Source organism: Vannielia litorea (assembly GCF_900142295.1).
Lineage (GTDB): Bacteria > Pseudomonadota > Alphaproteobacteria > Rhodobacterales > Rhodobacteraceae > Vannielia > Vannielia litorea.
The window spans coordinates 2300130-2320154 of record NZ_FSRL01000001.1 but is presented as its reverse complement, the minus strand read 5'-3'; the positions used below and the strand labels follow the sequence as shown (position 1 = coordinate 2320154).

At 67.5% G+C, this 20025-nt stretch carries 19 protein-coding genes; 6 read left to right on the top strand and 13 right to left on the bottom strand.

Going from position 1 to position 20025, the window contains the following annotated elements:
- Positions 1–49 precede the first annotated feature (49 nt).
- The 4 genes from BUR94_RS11300 to secG form a co-directional block, all read right to left on the bottom strand.
- Positions 50–493: a tellurite resistance TerB family protein gene (locus BUR94_RS11300; protein ID WP_074256331.1), complete on the bottom strand. Its 444-nt coding sequence runs from the start codon at positions 491–493 to the stop codon at positions 50–52.
- 117 nt (positions 494–610) lie between these two features.
- On the bottom strand, positions 611–1390 hold the full coding sequence (locus tag BUR94_RS11295; protein ID WP_074256330.1) for a 23S rRNA (adenine(2030)-N(6))-methyltransferase RlmJ: 780 nt from the start codon (positions 1388–1390) through the stop codon (positions 611–613).
- A gap of 1 nt (position 1391) precedes the next feature.
- The gene (locus BUR94_RS11290; protein WP_074256329.1) at positions 1392–3035 is read right to left on the bottom strand and encodes a CTP synthase; all 1644 of its coding nucleotides are present in this window, start codon (positions 3033–3035) and stop codon (positions 1392–1394) included.
- Positions 3036–3269: 234 nt separating this feature from the next.
- Positions 3270–3638 (bottom strand): preprotein translocase subunit SecG, encoded by a 369-nt coding sequence (secG, locus tag BUR94_RS11285; RefSeq protein WP_074256328.1) that lies wholly within the window; start codon positions 3636–3638, stop codon positions 3270–3272.
- 47 nt (positions 3639–3685) lie between these two features.
- Here secG and BUR94_RS11280 point away from each other — a divergent pair, with 47 nt between their 5' ends.
- From BUR94_RS11280 to BUR94_RS11270, 3 genes are all read left to right on the top strand, one after another.
- A complete protein-coding gene (locus BUR94_RS11280) occupies positions 3686–4240 on the top strand; it encodes a GNAT family N-acetyltransferase (protein ID WP_084193007.1) in 555 nt (184 codons plus the stop codon).
- Positions 4241–4301: 61 nt separating this feature from the next.
- Positions 4302–5594: an adenylosuccinate synthase gene (locus BUR94_RS11275; RefSeq protein WP_074256326.1), complete on the top strand. Its 1293-nt coding sequence runs from the start codon at positions 4302–4304 to the stop codon at positions 5592–5594.
- A gap of 13 nt (positions 5595–5607) precedes the next feature.
- Entirely contained in the window at positions 5608–5823 is a 216-nt protein-coding gene (locus tag BUR94_RS11270) for a DUF2842 domain-containing protein (RefSeq protein ID WP_074256325.1), read from the top strand.
- A 133-nt stretch (positions 5824–5956) separates the two neighbouring features.
- On the opposite strand, the gene BUR94_RS11265 is transcribed toward BUR94_RS11270, so the two are convergent.
- Positions 5957–9805 carry a hypothetical protein gene (locus BUR94_RS11265; RefSeq protein ID WP_074256324.1) on the bottom strand — a complete coding sequence of 1283 codons (3849 nt, stop codon included), beginning with the start codon at positions 9803–9805 and terminating at the stop codon, positions 5957–5959.
- Positions 9806–10006: 201 nt separating this feature from the next.
- On the opposite strand from BUR94_RS11265, the gene BUR94_RS11260 reads away from it, so the two are divergent.
- Entirely contained in the window at positions 10007–10624 is a 618-nt protein-coding gene (locus BUR94_RS11260) for a thiamine diphosphokinase (RefSeq protein ID WP_425445237.1), read from the top strand.
- On the opposite strand, the gene BUR94_RS11255 is transcribed toward BUR94_RS11260, so the two are convergent.
- The 8 genes from BUR94_RS11255 to BUR94_RS11230 all read right to left on the bottom strand — a co-directional run bounded on the left by BUR94_RS11255 (position 10554) and on the right by BUR94_RS11230 (position 17969).
- Positions 10554–11486, bottom strand: coding sequence for a DMT family transporter (locus BUR94_RS11255; protein WP_074256322.1), 933 nt, complete (start codon positions 11484–11486; stop codon positions 10554–10556). The genes BUR94_RS11260 and BUR94_RS11255 overlap by 71 nt on opposite strands.
- Positions 11487–11549: 63 nt before the next feature.
- Complete coding sequence (locus BUR94_RS11250; protein WP_074256321.1) at positions 11550–11978, bottom strand: YqaA family protein; 429 nt, start codon at positions 11976–11978, stop codon at positions 11550–11552.
- 43 nt (positions 11979–12021) lie between these two features.
- Positions 12022–12192, bottom strand: a complete 171-nt coding sequence (locus BUR94_RS20705; protein ID WP_175570465.1) for a hypothetical protein — start codon at positions 12190–12192, stop codon at positions 12022–12024.
- Positions 12189–12365, bottom strand: coding sequence for a hypothetical protein (locus BUR94_RS20700; protein WP_175570464.1), 177 nt, complete (start codon positions 12363–12365; stop codon positions 12189–12191). Before BUR94_RS20700 ends, BUR94_RS20705 begins: the two co-directional genes overlap by 4 nt.
- A 377-nt stretch (positions 12366–12742) precedes the next feature.
- Entirely contained in the window at positions 12743–14827 is a 2085-nt protein-coding gene (locus tag BUR94_RS11245; protein WP_074256320.1) for an alpha-galactosidase, read from the bottom strand.
- On the bottom strand, positions 14824–15672 hold the full coding sequence (locus BUR94_RS11240) for a carbohydrate ABC transporter permease (protein ID WP_074256319.1): 849 nt from the start codon (positions 15670–15672) through the stop codon (positions 14824–14826). The genes BUR94_RS11245 and BUR94_RS11240 overlap by 4 nt, the downstream gene beginning before the upstream one ends.
- Position 15673: 1 nt before the next feature.
- Positions 15674–16621 (bottom strand): carbohydrate ABC transporter permease, encoded by a 948-nt coding sequence (locus BUR94_RS11235; protein ID WP_074256318.1) that lies wholly within the window; start codon positions 16619–16621, stop codon positions 15674–15676.
- 106 nt (positions 16622–16727) lie between these two features.
- Entirely contained in the window at positions 16728–17969 is a 1242-nt protein-coding gene (locus tag BUR94_RS11230) for an ABC transporter substrate-binding protein (protein WP_139301335.1), read from the bottom strand.
- 161 nt (positions 17970–18130) lie between these two features.
- On the opposite strand from BUR94_RS11230, the gene BUR94_RS11225 reads away from it, so the two are divergent.
- Complete coding sequence (locus BUR94_RS11225) at positions 18131–18964, top strand: IclR family transcriptional regulator (RefSeq protein ID WP_175570463.1); 834 nt, start codon at positions 18131–18133, stop codon at positions 18962–18964.
- Positions 18961–20019 (top strand): ABC transporter ATP-binding protein, encoded by a 1059-nt coding sequence (locus tag BUR94_RS11220; protein WP_074256315.1) that lies wholly within the window; start codon positions 18961–18963, stop codon positions 20017–20019. The genes BUR94_RS11225 and BUR94_RS11220 overlap by 4 nt, the downstream gene beginning before the upstream one ends.
- Positions 20020–20025 lie beyond the last annotated feature (6 nt).

The window sequence follows — 20025 nt, the reverse complement described above, 5'->3', positions numbered from 1 at the left end:
CTTTCGCCGCGGGTGGCTCCTCAGCCAGCCAGGTGCGCGCCCCCGCGGGTCAGCCCGCGTTCTGCCGCTCCACCTCCGCCGCATCGGAGGCCGCGAGCCCGAGCGCCTCGGTGACCACCGCCAGCACCTCGGCCTCCTCGGGGTTTTCCACCCCGTCGGCCATCACCACCTGCCAGAGCGCGTCGAGCACCTCGATCCGCTCCTCGTAGCTGACAGCCTCGCGGATCAGCGCGGTGAAATCCTCGGTCGGCGGCGCCTGGTGCTCGAGCTTTTCCGCCGTCGCCCGCAGCTTGGCGGCCTCCACCGGGTTCAGCCCGAAGCGCCGCGCCAGCAGCTTGTCGATCCGGCTGATCTCGGAGGCGAGATAGGTGTGGTCGCTCTTGGCCACCCGCACCAGCAGCGCGGCCAGCGCCAGCCGCGCGTCGAGCGGCGGCAGGACCTGTCCCTTGGTCCGTGCCGTGCCGGTCAGGCGGTGAAGAAACTCGGTGAACACGGGGCGTGCGCCTCCTTCAGATGTTCAGGGCCTTGGCACGGCCACGCGGCGGTGCCGCGACACGGGCTGATCTTGGGCTCGCTCGGGCTGCGCGACCATCCTGCCAATTCCTCTCTCTCAGAGGGCCCCGAACTGCGCGGTCAGGGCCCGGGCCGTGTCTCCCAGGCCCCAGGGCGGATTGAGGATCGCCATGCCGGAGCCGATCATGCGATGGCCCTCCCGCGCCGGGGGAAAGGCGACCTCATGGATCAGGGCCTCGGGTTGGCTCTCCGATATACGTCCAATCATGTCTTCATGCTGTGGGTCGGTCAAGATCGGATACCAGATCATGATGACGCCCACGTTCCACTTGCGCACCAGCCCGGCCACCACCCTCGGCACCCGCACGTAGTCGTCCTTCAGCTCCCAGCTCGGGTCGATCAGCATCAGCCCGCGCCGCGGCTCGGGCGGGCAGAGGCTGGCGGCCAGCTCGAAGCCGTCTTGCTGATGCACCCGGGTGTTGCGCTCCCGGCCCGCGTTCTGGCGCAGCGCGGCGGCCTCCTGCGGATGCAACTCGGCGAGATGCAGGCTGTCGGTCTCGCGCAGCAGCGCCTGGGCAATGAGCGGCGAGCCCGGATAGGCGTCCGGCCCATGCGCCGCCCGCACCGCCCCGAGCGCCCGCGCATAGGGGTGCTCCGCGCCGAACCAGGGCTCCGCCAGCGCGATCCCCTGCGCCGCCTCGCCGGTCTTGCGGGCCTCTGCCGAGCCAAGGTCGTAAAGCCCGCGCCCGGCGTGGGTCTCGATGTAGCTCAGCGGCTTGTCCTTGCGGGTCAGGTAGTCGAGCGCCGCCGCCAGCAGGGCGTGCTTATGCACATCCGCGAGGTTCCCGGCGTGGTAGGCGTGCTGGTAGGAGAGCACCTCAGACCAGCCGCGAGTTCTCCACCGCCGCCTTCACGAAATCGGCAAACAGCGGATGCGGCGCGAAGGGCTTGCTCTTCAGCTCGGGGTGAAACTGCACGCCGATGAACCAGGGGTGATCCTTGACCTCGACGATCTCGGGCAGCCGGCCGTCCGGGCTCATCCCCGAAAACGCCAGCCCGCTCTGCTCGAGCTTGTCCTTGTAGGCGATATCCACCTCGTAGCGGTGGCGGTGGCGCTCGTCGATGGCGGTGCTGCCGTAGATCTCGGCCACCTTGCTGCCGCCCTTCAGCACCGCGTCATAGGCGCCGAGCCGCATGGTGCCGCCCTTGGCGTCGCTGGCCTTGCGCTTCACCTTCTGGTTGCCCTGCACCCACTCCTTGAGGTGATAGACCACCGGCTCGAACCGCTTCTTGCCGGCCTCGTGGTCGAACTCCTCGCTGCCCGCCTTCTCCAGCCCGGCCAGATTGCGCGCAGCCTCGATCACCGCCATCTGCATGCCGAGGCAGATGCCGAGGTAGGGCACCTTGCGCTCGCGGGCGAATTGCGCGGCCTTGATCTTGCCTTCCGTCCCGCGCTCGCCGAAGCCGCCGGGCACGAGGATGGCATGGAAGCCCTCCAGATGCGGGGCCACGTCCTCGCGGTCGAAGATCTCGGCGTCGATCCACTCCGCCTTCACCTTCACCCGGTTGGCCATGCCGCCATGGGTCAGCGCCTCGGCGATGGATTTGTAGGCATCCTCGAGCTGGGTGTACTTGCCCACGATCGCCACCTTCACCTCGCCGTCGGTGCGGTGGATGCGGTCATACACATCCTCCCAGCGGCTGAGGTTGGGGCGCGGGGCAGGGGAGATCTGGAAGGCATCGAGCACCGCCTGGTCCAGCCCCTCGCGGTGATAGGCCAGCGGCGCCTCGTAGATGCTGGCAAGGTCGGGCGCGGCGATCACCGCATCGGGGCGCACGTTGCAGAACAGCGCCAGCTTTTCGCGCTCCTTCTGCGGAATGGCCCCCTCGCCCCGGCAGACGAGAATGTCGGGCGCCAGCCCGATCGAGCGCAGCTCCTTCACCGAGTGCTGGGTGGGCTTGGTCTTCAGCTCGCCGGAGGCCTTGATGTAGGGCAGCAGGGTGAGATGCATGAAGATGCACTGGCCGCGCGGCTTGTCCTGCGCGAACTGGCGGATCGCCTCGAAGAACGGCAAGCCCTCGATGTCGCCCACCGTGCCGCCGATCTCGCAGAGCATGAAATCCACCTCGTCCTCGCCGATCGAGATGAAATCCTTGATCTCGTTGGTGACGTGCGGAATGACCTGGATGGTCTTGCCGAGGTAGTCGCCCCGGCGCTCCTTCTCCAGCACGTTCGAGTAGATCCGGCCCGAGGAGATGCTGTCGGTCTGCCGGGCGGAGACCCCGGTGAAGCGCTCGTAGTGGCCGAGGTCCAGGTCGGTTTCGGCGCCGTCGTCGGTGACGAACACCTCGCCGTGCTCGAAGGGGCTCATCGTGCCCGGATCGACGTTGAGGTAGGGGTCCAGCTTGCGCAGCCGCACCGAGTAGCCGCGCGCCTGAAGCAGCGCCCCCATGGCCGCCGAGGCGAGACCTTTCCCGAGAGAAGAAACCACGCCGCCGGTGATGAAGATGAAACGTGCCATGTGGTGGTGGGCTCCCGTGATTCCTGCCTTGAAATGCGTTGCAGCGCGGCTCCGATCCACGCTGCATCACGGGATTTGAGATATAGGAGATTCGCGGCTGAAAGTCTACTCCCCACCCAACATCATGTTGCGCTTGTTAACGCTGACGCAACGTCTTGTGGGGTCGATTGAAGGGCTGCCTTCGGGCTCCCCGCCACGCGGGCAGGGAGGGCTTCAGGCGGGCGGTGCAGGGCCTCAGTCGGCGGCCTGCGGCACCAGCGGCGTGTCGCCGCCCGCGCCGGGCGGCAGCAGGTCTTCGCCGGCGGGCACGGCGCCCGCGTCGGCGGGGGCGCTTTCGGTGCCGCCGGTGATCCGGTCGACCACCGAGGAGGAGCCCGCATCGGCCGCGGCCAGGATGGTCAGCGCGATCGAGGTGCAGATGAAGGCAATGGCGAAGATCCAGGTCAGCTTGGCCATGGCGGTTGCCGCCGCGCGGCCGCTCATCACGCCGCCACCGCCGCCGCCGCCCATCGAGCCCATGCCCCCCTCGGACCGCTGAAGCAGCACCACGCCGATCAGGCAAAGCGCCAGAATCAGGTGGACGATGAGGAGGACATTTTCCATTGTGCTTTCCCGCGTGGTTCGGCGCGCTATCTAATCCGTCCGACCCCATGCCGCAACCCCTGCCGGTGCCACCGATGACCGCCGCGATCCGCCCTGCAACACGCGATGACGCGCCCGCCCTCGCCGAAGCGCAGGTGGCGGCCTGGCACGCGACCTACCCCGGCATGGTGCCGCCCCCGATGCTGGAGGCGATGACCGTCGCCCGCCGCGCGCCCCTCTGGGTGCGGATCCTCGAGGCCGGTCAGAGCGTCACGCTGGTCAGCGAGGCGGGCGGCCTCACCGGCTTTGTGTCGGTCGGGGCGCAGCGGACAGAGCGCCACAAGGCAACCTATGCGGGCGAGATCTACGCGCTCTACATCCACCCGGAGGCTCAGGGGCAGGGCCACGGCGCGGCGCTGATGCGAGCCGGGGCGGCACGGCTGCGGGCCGCGGGCCACGGCGCGGCGAGCCTCTGGGTGATGTCGGGCAACGCCCGCGCCCGCCGCTTCTACGAGCATCTCGGCGGGGCGCTGCTGGAGGAGCAGACCGTGCCGGTGGAGGGCGGCAGCTTCGACGAGGTCGCCTACGGCTGGCGCGACCTTTCACCCCTCGCCGGAAAATGAGGTTTCACCGCGCCTCCCGCCCCGATATACGGGCGCGGGCTTCCCATGCAGGAGATTCATCATGGCAAACGTCGTCGTCGTCGGCGCCCAGTGGGGCGACGAGGGAAAGGGCAAGATCGTCGACTGGCTTTCGGAGCGGGCCGATGTGATCTGCCGCTTCCAGGGCGGGCACAACGCGGGCCATACGCTGGTGATCGACGGCGAGGTCTACAAGCTGCACGCGCTGCCCTCCGGGGTTGTCCGCGCGGGCAAGCTCTCGGTCATCGGCAACGGCGTGGTGCTGGACCCCTGGCACCTGATGAAGGAGATCGAGACGATCCGCGCCCAGGGCGTCACGATCACCCCCGAGACCCTGATGGTGGCCGAGAACACCCCGCTCATCCTGCCCTTCCACGGCGAGCTGGACCGCGCCCGCGAGAGCCAGAACGCGGTGGCCAAGATCGGCACCACCGGCCGCGGCATCGGCCCGGCCTATGAGGACAAGGTGGGCCGCCGGGTGATCCGCGTGGCCGATCTCGCCGATGACGCCACCCTCGAGCTGCGGGTCGACCGCGCCCTGGTGCACCACAACGCCCTGCGTGCGGGCCTTGGCCTGGAGCCTATGGACCGCGCCGCGCTGATCGCCCAGCTCAAGGAGATCGCGCCGCAGATCCTGCAATTCGCCGCGCCCGTCTGGAAGGTGCTCAACGAGCACCGCAAGGCCGGCAAACGCATCCTCTTCGAAGGCGCACAGGGCGCGCTGCTCGACATCGACTTCGGCACCTACCCCTTCGTGACCTCCTCCAACGTCATCGCCGGCCAGGCCGCGACCGGCGTGGGCATGGGGCCCGGCGCGATCGACTTCGTGCTCGGCATCGTCAAGGCCTACACCACCCGCGTGGGCGAAGGCCCGTTTCCGACCGAGCTGCACGACGCCGATGGCGACCGGCTGGGCACGCGCGGCCACGAGTTCGGCACCACCACCGGGCGCAAGCGTCGCTGCGGCTGGTTCGACGCCTGCCTGGTGCGCCAGACCTGCGCCACCTCCGGCGTCAACGGCATCGCCCTGACCAAGCTCGACGTGCTCGACGGCTTCGAGACGCTGAAGATCTGCACCGGCTACGAGCTCGACGGCCAGCGGCTCGACTACCTGCCCACCGCCGCCGATGCCCAGGCCCGCTGCACGCCGGTCTACGAGGAGATGCCCGGCTGGTCGGAAAGCACCGAAGGCGCCCGCTCGTGGAACGACCTGCCCGCCAACGCGATCAAATACGTCAAGCGCGTCGAGGAGCTGATCGAATGTCCGGTGGCGCTGCTGTCGACCTCGCCCGAGCGGGACGACACCATCCTCGTCACCGACCCCTTCGCGGATTGAGGAGGGCAGGGCGATGGCACTGAGCTACAAGGCAAGGCGGCGCTGGTCGCTGGTGATCCTGCTGGTCGGGCTGCCGCTCTACATCGGTTTCGCCTGGTGGCTGACGAGCCTCTTGCCCGACCTGCCGGTGCTGGTGGAGCTGCTGGTCTTCGTGGCGCTGGGCGTGGCCTGGACGATCCCGGTGCGCAAGGTCTTCTACGGCGTCGGCAAGGACGACCCCGACGCCTGAGCCCGCCGCGGCCGCCGGGCCGACCGCGCGAGGCTGAAAGCCCGCCCCCCGCGCGACCCTCGCACAAGACAGAACGGGGCGCTTCTGGTCGAAGCACCCCGTTCGCACTGGTCCGTCACGCGCGCCGCCTGGCTCAGAGCATCGCGCGGCGCTGCTCCTGCGTATAGCGAGAGGTTTGAGAAAGGGTGAACTGGCCCCGGCTCAGCTTGCGGATCTTGCCCTGGCGCAGCAGCTGGCCGAAGGAGCGCAGGCTGTCTTCGCGGGTGAAGCTCTCCACGCTGTCCAGCTCCGCCACCTGCCGCATGATCTGCGGATGGGAGAAATGGGCCCGGCCCTCGACGTAGGAGGCATAGGCGGCGGCGCATTCCAGCAGGTCCTCCAGCCCTTCGGCCCCCATCTTCTCGGTGAACTCCTCGAAGCTCGAGCAGTCGGCGAAGATGCCGGTCGCCTCGGCGTCGGTCTTGACCATGCCCTCGCCGCCGGCCTCGGGCTCGTCGTCGACGGCGTCGAGGGTGCGATCGGTGACCCGGCGCGGGCGCACCGGCGCCACGGGCCCGGCGGGGCGGCGCGGCGTAGCACCCTCCGGCGTATCCGCGCCGGCCTCGGTGTCCACACGCTGTTCGGTCACCAGCACCAGCGGCGCGGCGGCACGGGGGCGGCGGGTCTCGGTCTTGCGCAGGATCGGGCGGCGCGGGCGGGCCGGTGCAACCGAGGCCTCGGCCTCGGCGGTCTCCCCCTCATCGGCCTCCGACGCCTCTGCCTCCACGGGCCCGTCCTCGGCCGGCAGACGCAGGCCGCTGGCCTGAACCGCCTCTTCGGCCTCGGCAACATCCATGGCTTCGCCTGCGGGTTCGGCGGGGGCCTCTTCGGCCTCGCCGGTCTCCACCGGGCGGCTTGGGCGCACCACCGAGGCGAGGTCGTCGCGGTAGGCGCGGGCCTCGTCATCGGCGCCCGAGAGGCTCTCGCCCTCGGCCTTGGTCGCGGCCACGGCCGCCTTGAGGTGGGCGATGGCCGAGCGGCGGCGCTCCATCTCGGGGCCACGCAGCTTGCCCTCGGTCTCGGTCATCAGCCGGTCCAGCCGGTCATCGGCCTGTTCGGTCTCGACGATCCGGTCGCGGCGGGTGCGGGCGGCCTCGTAGCGCGCCTCGTTCTGCGCCTCGGCGGCCATGCGTGCCACCAGGCCCTCGACGGCGAGCGAGGTATCTTCGCTGGCGTCCTCGTCCTCGTAGGCGGTCTCTTCGGCGGCAAGGGCCTCCTCGGGCGCGTCCTCGGCGGAGGCGGCCACTTCGGTGTCTTCCTCCGCGGTGTCATCCTCGGGGGCGACGTCCTCGGCGGTCTCTGCCTCGGCAGTGACGTCCTCGGCGGTCTCTTCAGCGGCCTCGGTGCTCTCGACCGGCTCTTCCGCAACGGTCTCGTCTTCAACCTCCTCTTCGGCCTCGGCCCAATCCTCGGCAACATCGTCAGCCATCTCGGCCTCGTCGCTCTGGGAGATCGCAACCTCCTCGGCGTCCTCCACGGCTTCCTCATCGGCGGCCAGGAAAGCGGCGAGGGTGTCTTCCATCTCGTCGCCGGAGTCGTCCCAGTCGGCATCGGCGCGGCTGTACTCGGCCTCTTCGAGGTCGATCACTTCGCCTTCCAGGGCTTCGAGGGCCTCCGGCGCGAGCGGCTCTTCGTCCTCGTCATCCTCCTCTTCGGCAGAGGCGGTGGAGAGGCCGCGGGCCAGTTCCGGCTCCTCGGCCAGGGCGCCGGCAAGGTCTTCGGCCGCATCGCTGCGCGCGTCCCGGTCGGGCTGGCCGGCGGCGGACAACTCCTGCTCCACGGCGGCAAGCTCGGCCAGCAGGTCGGCCTCGGCCTCGGGCGACAGGCTGCTCGGCGCTTCCGCCACGACATCAGCCTCGGGGGTCTCGGCGGCGTCGTCGGTTTCCGCCACTTCGGGCACATCCCGGCGCAGGCCGATGGCGGCCAGGGCGGAGGCCATGGCCGAGCGCTTGACCTTGATCACGCGGGTGCGGCGCGGCGCGGCGACGGGCTGCGTGGCCTCTTCCGTGGCTTCGGCTTCTGCGGCTTCGTCCTCGGCTGCGGGGGCGGGCACCTCCTCGGATGCCTCCATCGCGGAGAGCGCGGCGGCGAAGTCGTCTTCGTCGTTGTCGTCGGTCGCGGCGGCCTCCGGCTCGGGTGCATCCAGCGCCCCGAAGCCGTAATCCTCCTCCGACAGCGCGCCGATCACGTCGGCCATGTCGACCTCGTCGTCCTGGGCCTCTGCCGCAGTCTCTTCGGCCTCTGCAGCCTCAGGCGCGGCGGTGTCCTCGGCGGCCTCCTCGGGCTGCATGTCAGCGGCCTCTTCACCGGCAGGCGCCTCGGCGGCTTCCGCCCCCTCGAACCCTGCAAGCGCCTCGTCGAAAGCATCCGCTTCGCTCTCGCCCGAGAGCGGCGCGGCCTCGGCGGAGGCGTCCCGGGTTGCGGTCTCGTCTTGGGCCTCGTCCTCTTCGGCGAAGTCCGGTGCCGCTTCGGCGGTGACCTCTTCGGCGCTTTCGGCCTCCGGTTCCATCGCCTCGGGTGCCTCATCCCGCGCTGCGGCCTCGGTCTCGGAGATCTCGGCGACCGCGTCGCCCTCGGCTTCGGCAAGGTCGGCCATGTCATCGGTCATGTCATCGGCGACGAGTTCGGCGACCTCGGCCACCTCTTCGGCGGGCTCGGGCGCCTCAGCCGCCTCGGCGGCCTCGACATAGGCCATTGCGGCCTCCGGCGCGTCCTCATCCTCGGCGACGTCCTCGAAAGCCTCGACAGCCTCCGGTGCAACCTCATCCTCGGCAACAGCGTCCGCCTCGACAGCCGCCGATGCAACCTCATCCTCGGCAACAACCTCGGCAGCCTCGACGGCCTCCAGTGCGTCCTTGTCGTCGGTGACGTCCTCGAACGCCTCTACAGCCTCCGGCGCAACCTCATCCTCGGCAGCAACCTCGTCGGCCTCGGCGGCCTCCGGTGCTGCCTCGTCCTCGGCAACTACCTCGTCCGCCTCGGCGGCTTCCGGCGCAACCTCATCCTCGGCCACGTCGACGGCCTCCGGTGCATCTTCGTCCTCGGCGGCAACCTCTGCCGCTTCAACGGCCTCCGGCGCATCCTCTTCCTCATCGGCCGCCTCGAGGGGCTCGGCGTCGGCGGCGCCTTCGCCCGCCTCTTCCTCCGCCTGCTCCAGGGTCTCGGCCTCGTCTTCGGCACTCTCGGCCTCGGCCTGCTCCAACGCGGCCAGAACGGCCCCGGTGGTGTCTTCTTCCGTGGCCATCTCGTCCGCAGCCTCTTCCGGCGCGGCCTCGGCGGCCTCGGCCTCCAGTTCGGCGGCCTCGGTCACGCTGGCCTCGGGCAGGGCGGCGGGTTCGTCCTCGATGGCTTCGAAGACCTCCGCCGCCTCGGGAGCAGCCTGCTCGGGGCTGGCCGGCGCAAGGGCGGCGGGCGCCTCGGGGCGGGCCCGGTTCACCACGGCACGGATGCGGGCGAGCTTGGCGGCCACGCTGTCGCCGGCGGGAGCGGCGGCGGCGGGGGAGAGATCGGCATAGGGATCGTCGGCGGGCTCCTCGGCGGCCTCCCGGATGAGCGGGGCCGGTGCCTCGGCGGCAGGGGCCTCAGGGCGCGGCTCGGGCTGACGCGGCGCCTCGGCAACCGGCGCGGGCTCGGCCTCGGGCTCGGGGGCCTTGGCCTCGGCAGGGGCCGGGGCCGCCACCGCAGCGCCCTGGGCCGCGCGCAGCAGGATGCCGCCGTTCGAGATCCTGGCCTCGACGCGCCGTTGAATCTCCTTTTCCGCGATGCGCTGGAGCATGTCGGCATCCGGCGTCGGCGGCTCGGCCCCGAAGTAGCGATCGTCCGCGGCGAGGTCGCGGAAATACTCCGCAATCGCCTTCATCGTGCCGAAAGAGTCCTCGAAACCTTCCAGGGTGCACGAGAAGGTGCCGTAAGACACCGTCAGAATCTTGCTCGATCCCATCATTGATCTGCTCGCTTTCTCATAGCCCAGCGGGGTGTGTTTACCACGTATTGGTTCGAGAGAAGCAACAGAGTGGGGAATTTTCGGGGATCATATCTGGGCTTCATTGTGACCAAGGGTCAAACCGGGCATACCCGCAGCATGGCGCCGCTCCTCATCGATTCACCAGAGAATATTACCCTTCTGGGTGGCGGTGAGGTTAACGTGGACCGCCTTAATGCGGCCCTAATTCACGGCAAACGGCTGGTTGCGGCCGATGGCGGGGCCGATGCGGCGCTCGCGCAGGGGTTAATGCCCGAGGCGGTGATCGGCGACTTCGACAGCCTGAGCGCAAAGGCCCGCGCCACCCTGCCGCCCGAAAGCCTGCACCAGGTGGCCGAACAGGACAGCACCGATTTCGAGAAGGTGCTGAGCCGCGTCCGTGCGCCCATGCTGCTTGCGGTGGGCTTTCTCGGCTTGCGGCTCGATCACCAGCTCGCCGCGCTGACCGCGCTGGTGGCCCACGCCCACCAGCCCTGCCTGCTGCTCGGAACCGATGACATCGCCTTTGCCGCACCGCCCGAGATCGCGCTCGACCTCGCGCCGGGCAGCCGGCTGTCGCTCTATCCGCTGGCGCCGGTGACGGGCCGCAGCGCGGGGCTCGAATGGCCCATCGACGGGCTCACCTTTTCGCCCTCGGGCCGGATCGGCACCTCCAACCGGGTCACCGGCCCGGTGCGGCTGGCCTTCGACGGGCCGGGGATGGTGGTGATCACGCCGCCGGAGGCGCTGGACGCTCTGCTGGCAGGCTTTTCCGGCCGGCCATCTGCTCGCGCCAGATGATGTAGAGCCCGGCGCCGATCGTCACCCCGATGCCCGCGAGCGCCAGCCCGTCGGGAAAATCCTTGAAGATCACCCAGCCGATCAGCGTGGAGAAGGGGATCTCCAGGTATTGCATCGGCGCCAGGGTGGCCGTGGGCGCGTGGCGCAGGCTCCAGGTCATCAGCAGATGCGCCAGCGTGCCGATGCAGCCCATGGCGACGATCAGAGCCCAGGTGCGCGGGGCAGGGGAGACCACGTCGAACTCGGCCCACCAGCTGCCGTCGGCCACGAGCAGCAGCGGCGCCAGCGCCGCCGTGCCCATCAACCCGCTGACCGACTGCATCGCGACCGGGTCCACATCGGCCCGCATCATCCGGGTGACCAGCATGAAGAAGGCGAAGTTCACCGCCACCAGCACCGGCAGCAGCGCGGCCCAGCCGACCTCGACGAAGGAAGGCTGGATCACCATGCAGGTGCCGGCAAAGCCCACCGCGCAGGCGGTGAGCCGGCGCATGCCGACCTCCTCGCCCAGAAAGAACCATCCGAGCAGCAGCATGATGAAGGGCATCACGAAGGCGATGGCCACCGCATCGGCCAGCGGCAGGAACCGCAGGCTGAGAAACATCGAGCCGATCCCGATGATATGCAGCACCGTCCGCAGTGCGGTGAACCCCAGCGCCCGGCGGCTCATCCGCAGCGTCCCGCCCGTCAGCAGGACGATGGGCACGAGGATCACCGCTTGGATCGCGAAGCGGAAGAACACGAGCTGGCTGAGCGGCACATGCCCGCCCAGCAGCTTGGCCACGGAATCGCCCAGCGGGGCCAGAAGGCAGAACCCCAGCATGAGCGTGATACCGAGAAGGGGCCTGTCCGCCTGTTGCATGACGGAGTCATATTTCGCCCGGCCCGCCCCGGCAAGCCCCCGCGCGGCGTCCCGGCGCACGGCTCAGAGCCAGGCGAAGGTCGCGGCCATCACCGCCAGGTATCGCCCTGCCTTGGCGAGGGTCACCAGCAGCAGAAACCGCCACAGCGGCTCCCGCATCAGTCCCGCCACCACCGTGAGCGGATCGCCGATCACCGGCACCCAGCTCGCCAGCAGGCTCCACCGTCCCCAGCGGCGATACCGCGCCTCCGCCCGTGCCAGTGCTGCCGCCGAGACCGGAAACCACCTCCGCCCCCGGAACCGCCGCAGGAACCGCCCGCAGACCCAGTTCACGCAGGAGCCCAGCACGTTGCCCGCGGTGGCCACCGCCAGCAGCAGCGCGGGCGACAGCGCGGGGTCGGCCAGCCGCCAGGCCAGCAGCGCCTCCGATTGCGCGGGCAGCAGGGTGGCCGCGACGAAGGCCGCGAGAAACAGGCCCAGGTAGGGGGTCATGAGCGGCGCGCGCCTCGCGGTCAGCCGCGCCGGGCGGGGCGGATCACCGGCAGACCGGCAAGGGCTGCGGCGGCGTGTCGGGCAGCGACCGGCGCCAGCGGTTGATGACCCGCTGCAACTCGCGCCTGGGCCAGAACCTCGGTGCGCCGATCTCCCGCAGGCAGGCGCTGTTCCAGTAGAGCCCGGCACCCTCCAGCGAGGCCCGCGCCTTCACCGCCCGCGCCCCGCCCGCGCCCTCTGCAGCACGACCGGCGCGATCTGCCCCTCGCCGGTGCCGACATGGGGGGCCAGCCAGCCGGGAATGCCGGATTGCGCCACGGAAGAACCGGCCCCGAGGCCGGCCAGGGCGAGGATGGCGGCGAATAAGGGGCGCATTCTGCGTCTCATGAGAAACCTCCTGCTCGGTGGGCCTGTGGCGGAGCCTAGCACGACGAGGGGGCGGGTGGGGAGGGGCTGGTGTGGCGTTGCCGTGCCCGGACAAGCTCCGCCGGGTTGGCGGCTGTGCGGACGAAGCGGGCTTTCGCAAGAGCTGCGAGAGTCCGGTTCTTTGTGTAGCCTTGCCCGTTACAAGGCCGGAAAGCAGCTGTTCTCTGCGCCGGCTACACCGGGACCGATCAGTGCATCAGCACGGCTTGGTCGAAGTCAAGCCTGCGGTCGAAGGCAGTCCCTCCAGGTCAAATGGCGCTGCAGGCGGGCGCTCCTTTACTGCATCGCGTAGACTTTGATGAAGAAAAGTGCCGGGTCCGATCCAAACAGCTCTTCGGTCAGACCAGTTCGCCCTCGACGACCCACATCGTTGCCGGAAAGCTCCACGGCAAGGTCAGCCCATGGGTCATCAGGTAGCCGCCGCTGACGGTCATGCTTTCGCTTTTCAGCAGCGGATCGCCGCGCGAGAGGTCTGGCGCGTCGCCGCGGTTTTTCAGCGTCACACGATACATCGCGTCCCGGGTCAGCCGGGTCAGGCGCAGGGGCCGCGGCACGATCTGTTGCGAGGTGTCCTGCTTGCCCGCAAAGACCACGAAGCGCCCGCCGTCTTGCGCCAGATGCTGCTCCGCGACCACCGCCGGGTCCGGACTGTCCAGGCGCAGGATATCGGCATGAAACATCCACTCGCGGTTGTCCTTCCACCAGCGGGTCACGTCCCGCAGCACCTGGGCCTCCTGCTCTGTCAATTCACGCGGGTCCATCTCGAACCCCATGTGCCGCTGGGCCGCCACCCAGGCGCGGATGCGGATATCGAGGGTGCGGCCCGAGGTGTGGCAAACCCGCGGGCCGACATGCGACCCGGTGACCGCCAATGGCAGGAAGATCGCGGCGTTGTGCTGCATCCTGAGCCGTTCGATGGCGTCGTTGCTGTCGGACAGCCAGACACGGTGGGTCCGCTTCAGGATGCCGAAGTCGATCCGCCCGCCTCCCGAGGCGCAGCTTTCGATCTCTGTGGCCGGATAAGCCGCGCGCAGCCGATCGATCAATTCGTACGAGCCGCGTGTCTGCGCGGCGTCGGGCAGCGGCAGCACGCGGTTGTGGTCCCACTTGATGTAGTCGATCTCGTGATCGTCGAGGATCTTGCCCACGCGGTCGAACAGGAAGTCGCGCACTTCCGGCAGCGCCATGTTCAGCGCCTTTTGTTGCCGGCCGAGGATCTGGTCCTCTGCGCCGAGGGCCCATTCGGGGTGCGCGCGGTGGATGTCGCTGTCGGGGTTGATCATTTCCGGCTCGAACCAGATGCCGAATGTCATGCCCAGGGCCTGGACGTGGTCGATCAACGGCCCCAGCCCGTCGGGATACTTGCGCGGATCGACCTCCCAGTCGGACAGCGCGCGGGTGTCGTCGTCGCGGTTGCCGAACCAGCCGTCATCCAGCACGAAGCGCTCGGCACCGAGCCCGGCGGCGACCTCGGCGATGGCCTTCAACTCGGGCAGGTTGTGATCGAAATAGACCGCCTCCCAGCAGTTGTAATGCACCGGCCGGGGCCGTTCGGGGCGGGGAAAATCCACGATCTCGTCGCGCAGGTGACGCTGGAAGGCCACGGCGCAGCCGTTTATCCCGTCGTCGGAATAAACCGCATAGAGCGTGCCTGTTTCAAAACGGCGCTTGGCGTTGTTCTCGACCCGCGCGGCATGGCCGAACTGGATCTGGCGCCGGCCGTCGGGCAATTCCTCGGCCACCATCCGGTGGCCGCCGGACCATCCGTAGTGGAAGGCATAGACCTCGCCTGCCGTGTTGGTCGCCCCGCGGCAGGGCAGCAGCAGACCGGGAAAATGCTCGTGGCCGGTGCGCCCTGTCCGGTTCTCGCGGTAGCGCATCCCGGGCGACCAGGGTGTGCGGTTCATCTGGAACTCGCCGCACCAGCGCCCAGAGAAGTCGATCAACTCGTCCGCCAGTTGGGGCGCGGGAAAGACCGGCGCCGAAAGCCAGTGCAGATGCATGGGGCTTTCACAGTCCAGAACGGCCAGCGCCTCGATCAGGTGGGTACGCGGATTGATAGCGTAGGATGCGGTGTAGGTCAGGCCGTTCGTGGCGTCGCGAAACGTCAGCGCGATGCTGTTTTCGCCAGTCTCATCCGATGCGAAACAGAATTTCGGCAACAGCGGAGCACCCGATCCGTCGCGCAGGATGAGGCCAGGCTGGCCGGGGAAGGTGCGCGTCGCCTCGGGGCAGAGCGACAACTCGGGGTTGGCGTCGAGCATCCCGCCGGTAACGTCGATCTGGTTCGCCCGGTAGACCGTCTTCAGGTTTTCGTCGTCGGGCAGCCGCGGCCCCCAGTAGACCACCTCGGCAAGGTGGTCGTTCCGGGAGCCGAGGACAAGCGACTGTCGACCGTCATCGAGACGCCAGCATCGGATCATTTGACGGCGCCCAGCGTCAGGCCGGCAATGAAGTGCTTCTGCATCAGGAAGAACATCGCCACCGGCGGGAGCGCGGCCACGATGGAGCCCGCGCTCATCAGGTGATAGGCCGCGCGGAACTGGCTGTTGAACTCCGTGATCCCCGCCGTGACGGGCTGCGCGCCTGGCCCCTGGGTCAGCACGACCGCCCAGAAGTAGTCGTTCCAGATGAAGGTGAAAATCAGCACCGAGAGGGCCGCCAGCGCGGGCTTCATCAGCGGAAGCACGACAAACCAGAAGATGCGCCACTCGGCCACGCCCTCGACACGGGCCGCTTCGATCAGCGGATACGGCAGCGCACGAATGAAATTGCGCATGAACAGCGTGCAGAACCCGGTCTGGAAGGCGATGTGAAACAGGATCAGCCCGGTCTTGGTGTCATAGAGATTGAGATCGATCGTCAGGTCGCGCACAGGCACCATAAGGATCTGGAACGGCACGAAGTTGCCGGCGATGAACATGAAGAAGATCAGCAGGTTGCCCTTGAATCGGTAGACCCCGAGCGCGAAACCCGCCATCGCCGACAGGGCCACTGCGCCGATCACCGTCGGCACGGTGATCATGAGCGAGTTCAGCAGGTAGCGCGGCATGTTGGATTCGAAGAAGACCCGACCGTAGTTCGAGAACATCTCGAAGGACGAAGGCATCCCCCAGTAGTTGCCGCTGACGAAATCCGCCTCGGGCTTGATCGAGAAATTGGCGACCGCGATCAGGGGCAGCAGCCAGAGAATGAGGGCGAAGGGCAGCATCGACTGGTAGGTGACCTGAGCCGAGCGGGACCGCTTTTCGATTGGCGTCGGAAACATCTCAGTGTGCTCCTTTTTCGTCGCGGTACATCGACCAGAGAAAGTAGAGAATGAAGCCGAGCATGAGGAAGAAGAGGACAACCGCGATCGCAGCGCCGTACCCCATGCGGAAGCCGAACTCGGACAGCGATTCCTCGAACATGTAGAAGCTGAGGACGCGGGTCGATCCGAACGGGCCGCCATTCGTCATCACCGAGATGAGGTCGAAGGACCGCAGCGCACCGATGATGGTCACGACGAAGGCGATGAACGTCGCGGGGCGTAGCTGCGGCAGGATCACGTACCAGAGCATCCGCCAGCCCTTTGCCCCGTCGAGCCGCGCGGCCTCGACCTGCTCGGGATCCACGGCGTTCAGACCAGTCAGGTAAAGGATCATGCAATACGCCGTCTGCGGCCAGAGGCCCGCGGCGATGATGCCGTAGGTGGCCAGCGACGGATCGCCGAGGATGTTCACCGGGCCAAAACCGAACAGGCCGATCACCGCGTTCAGAAGCCCTTCGCGCGGCAGGTAGAACCAGGAAAAGACCAGCCCGACGACCACCTGGCTGATCACGAACGGGAAGAAGAACAGCGACTTGTAGATGCGAATGCCCCGCACCGTCTGGTTGAGGAACAGTGCGATGAACAGCCCCGCGGGGATCGCCAACAGGTAGAGGATCAGCCACTTGATGTTGTTCCAGAAGGACGTCTCGAACTTGCGGTCCATCGGCTGCTCGCCAATGCCAAGGAGGCGCTCGTAGTTGGCGGTGCCGACCCATTCGGCTTCGCCCAGACCGTCCCACTCATGGAGGCTGATCCAGAAGCTCTGGCCGATCGGGATGATGACGTAGACCGCGAAGAACAGGATCGCAGGCGCCAGGAACAGCAGAGGTGTGAGGGCTATTTCGTTTCGTTTGTACCAGCCGCGCGGCTTGGGCGGATGTGTATCCGGAACGGTAGCGTAGGTCATCGGGCCTCCCTCGCTGCAAATGCAACCCTCGTGAAAGCCGCCCCACGTGGCCGCTTGCAGAAGGGTTGGCGGGGGCGGTCAAGGCCGCCCCCGCGCCTTGGTCAGGTCACTCGTAGATCCGCTGGCGGGCGCTTTCGAGCCGCGCGAGGATGTCTTCGAGGTTGTCGGGGAAGACCATGAACTCCTGAAGGCCCTCCATGCCGACGCTGGCCATCTCGGCGGGGAAGTCACGGTCGAAGAACTGCATGATCCCGCCGGATGCGTTGTTCGACAGCATCTCGAAACCTTCCTGAAGGAACTTGTCGTCGCCAACCGCGGCCTCGGCGTTCACCGGAAGCTGACCCAGCGCGTCGCCGGCGTTGATCTTGGTCTGGTTCTCGGCCGAGACGACGAAGCGCAGGAATTCTTTGGCGGCGTCCACGTTCTGCGCGCCCGAGGCGATGTGGAACGTGTCCGTTGGCGCGTCCTCGGCAAAGTCCACGTCCGGGTTGATCTTGGGGAACTGGTAGAAGTCCAACTGGTCGTCGGTCAGTCCGCCGTCGCGGAACGCAGCAACCGAGAAGTTGCCCATCAGGTAGGCGGCGGCTTCGCCGTTGACCATGAAGGGCAGCGCTTCCTGCCAGCTGTAGTTCTGGTGGTCGTCGACGAAGGCGCCCATGTCGATCAACTCGCGCCAGTTGGCGAAGGTCTGGCGGACACGCTCATCGGTCCATTCGACCTCCCCGCGCGCCAGCGCCATGTGGAAGTCGTAGCCATTGGTGCGGCTGTTGATGTAGTCGAACCAGCCGCCGGCGGTCCACAGGAACTTGGTGCCGATCGTGTAGCACTTGCGCCCGGAGTCGAGGATGGCCTGACAATTGGCCTTCTCTTCTTCCCAAGTCGTGGGCTCGGACAGCCCCAGCTCCTCGTATATGTCCTTCCGGTAATAGACGCCCCACTGGTAGTAGGTGTAGGGCACGCCCCACTGCTTGCCGTCGAGGGTCATTGCGCCCTTGGTCGAGGCCAGCGCCTCGAACATCGGCTCTTCCCACAGGTCCGAAACATCGGCAAACAAGCCGGCATTGACGTAGGGCAGCATCCGGTTCGCGGCGTACCAGTTCACGACGTCCGGCGGGTTCGCGCCCAGTGAATTCCGGATCTGCGTCTTCCAGGCTTCCCGGTCGACGATCGTCAGTTCGATGTCCAGTTCGGGATGCATCTCCTGAAAATCGGCGACCATCCCCTCCATGACCGCGCGCGGCGCAGGGTTCGACATGTCCGAAATGATCCTAAGCTCGCCCGAAAGAGCTCCGCCGTGCGATTCGGCGAAGGCGGCTCCGGTCAGCAGGGTGGATGCGCCAAGCGCCATCCAGGCAGTTGTTTTTCTTAGTGTCACGGTTTCCTCCCGGTCAGACTGCAGAATGTTCCACATATTGGGTTTGACATCTCAATATTTGAGACGTATTCCACATGTTGCGACCTGTCAATGACGCAAGTTTCGGCACGAGGGGCATGAGGAAGGCCAAAAGATTGGCAGACAAGAATAGTCCATCAAGCGAGAGGGAAGGCGCCGGAACGGTCGGCAAGGCGCTTGGCGTTCTCGACATCGTGGCGCGCCTTGGTCATCCGGCACGTGCGAGCGAGATCCGCGCCCTCAGCGATCTGCCCAAGGCCACCGTCTACCGCTTTCTCCAGACCCTGACCGAACAGAACCTGCTGAACTATGATCCGGACCTGCGGGTCTACTCGCTGGGCGTGCGCCTTGTGCGCCTCGCGCAGGTGGCGTGGCGCAATTTTCAGATCGCCCCGGTGGCGCAGCCGCACTTGAGCGCGTTGGCGAGCAAGATCGGTCTCGCGGTCTATCTCTCCAAGCTGGATGGCGGTCAGTGCGTCTCTCTCGAACGGGGCACGCCGGGTGGGCGTGTCGGGGTGTTGCAGGACGTGGATCGGATCTATCCCGCTTACTGCACGGCTGTGGGCAAAGCGATGCTCGCCTGCTTGACGGAGGACGCGCTTGACGCCGCGCTCACGCAGCAGAGCTTTCATTCGCTCACCGAGGCGACGATCACCGATGCCGAAACGATGCGGACGGAGCTCGAGAAAACCCGCGCACGGGGCTACGCGATCGAAGATGGCGAGCATGTGCGGGGCATCATCGCCATCGGCGTCCCGGTCCGGACACCCGGCGGCAGATTGATCGGCGGACTGGGTGTTCATGCGCCGGATCGGCAAACCGATCTTCAGCAACTCCAGCGCCACGTACCGAAACTTCAGGAATGTGCGGTGGCCATTGCCAGCGATGCCGCGGACTGGAGCTTTCCAGAGGCGGACAGACATATCGAATACAGGGGGGAGAAGACATGACAGGTGTGACGCTCGACAACGTCATCAAGAGATACGGCGGCACCCAGGTGATTCACGGCGTCGATCTGAAAATCGATGATGGGGAATTCTGCGTGTTCGTCGGTCCGTCGGGCTGCGGCAAGTCCACCCTGATGCGGATGGTGGCCGGGCTGGAGGAAACCACCGAGGGCAGCATCCACATCGGCAAGCGCGACGTGACCCACATGGACCCGGCCGAGCGCGGCGTGGCGATGGTGTTCCAGACCTATGCGCTCTACCCGCACATGACGGTCGAGGAGAACATGGGCTTTGGCCTGAAGATGAATGGCCACCCCAAGGACGAGATCAAGGCCAAGGTGGCCGAGGCCAGCCGCATCCTCAAGCTCGACCAGTTCCTTGCACGCAAGCCGGCCGCGCTGTCGGGCGGCCAGCGGCAACGGGTTGCCATCGGACGCGCGATCGTCCGCGGGCCAGAGGTCTTCCTCTTCGACGAGCCGTTGTCCAACCTCGACGCCGAGCTGCGGGTCGAGATGCGGGTCGAGATTGCGCGCCTGCACAAGGACCTCGGGGCAACGATGATCTACGTGACCCACGACCAGGTCGAAGCCATGACCATGGCCGACAAGATCGTGGTGCTGCGCCTGGGCCGGATCGAACAGGTCGGCGCGCCGCTCGATCTCTACCGCGACCCGGACAACCGCTTCGTCGCCGGCTTCATCGGTTCGCCCGCCATGAACTTCCTCGACGCCGTAGTGACCTCGGACGGCAAGGTCGAGGTGGCCGCGCTGAAGGCATCATACGATCTGCCCGTCACACTGCCGGCGGCGGGCACGAAGGTGACGCTCGGCATCCGGCCCGAGCATATCGAGGTCGCCGACGGCGACACGATGCAGATCGAGCTGACCGAGGCATTGGGCGGCGTATCCTACGACTACATGCACGCCGATACCGGCGAGCGCTTGATCGTCGAAGAGCGGGGCGATCATCGCTCGGAACCCGGCAGCCGCGTCTCGCTGCGCTTCGACCCGGCGCGTGCCCTGCTGTTCGACGCGCAAACCGAAGCGCGCATTCGCTGACAGGCC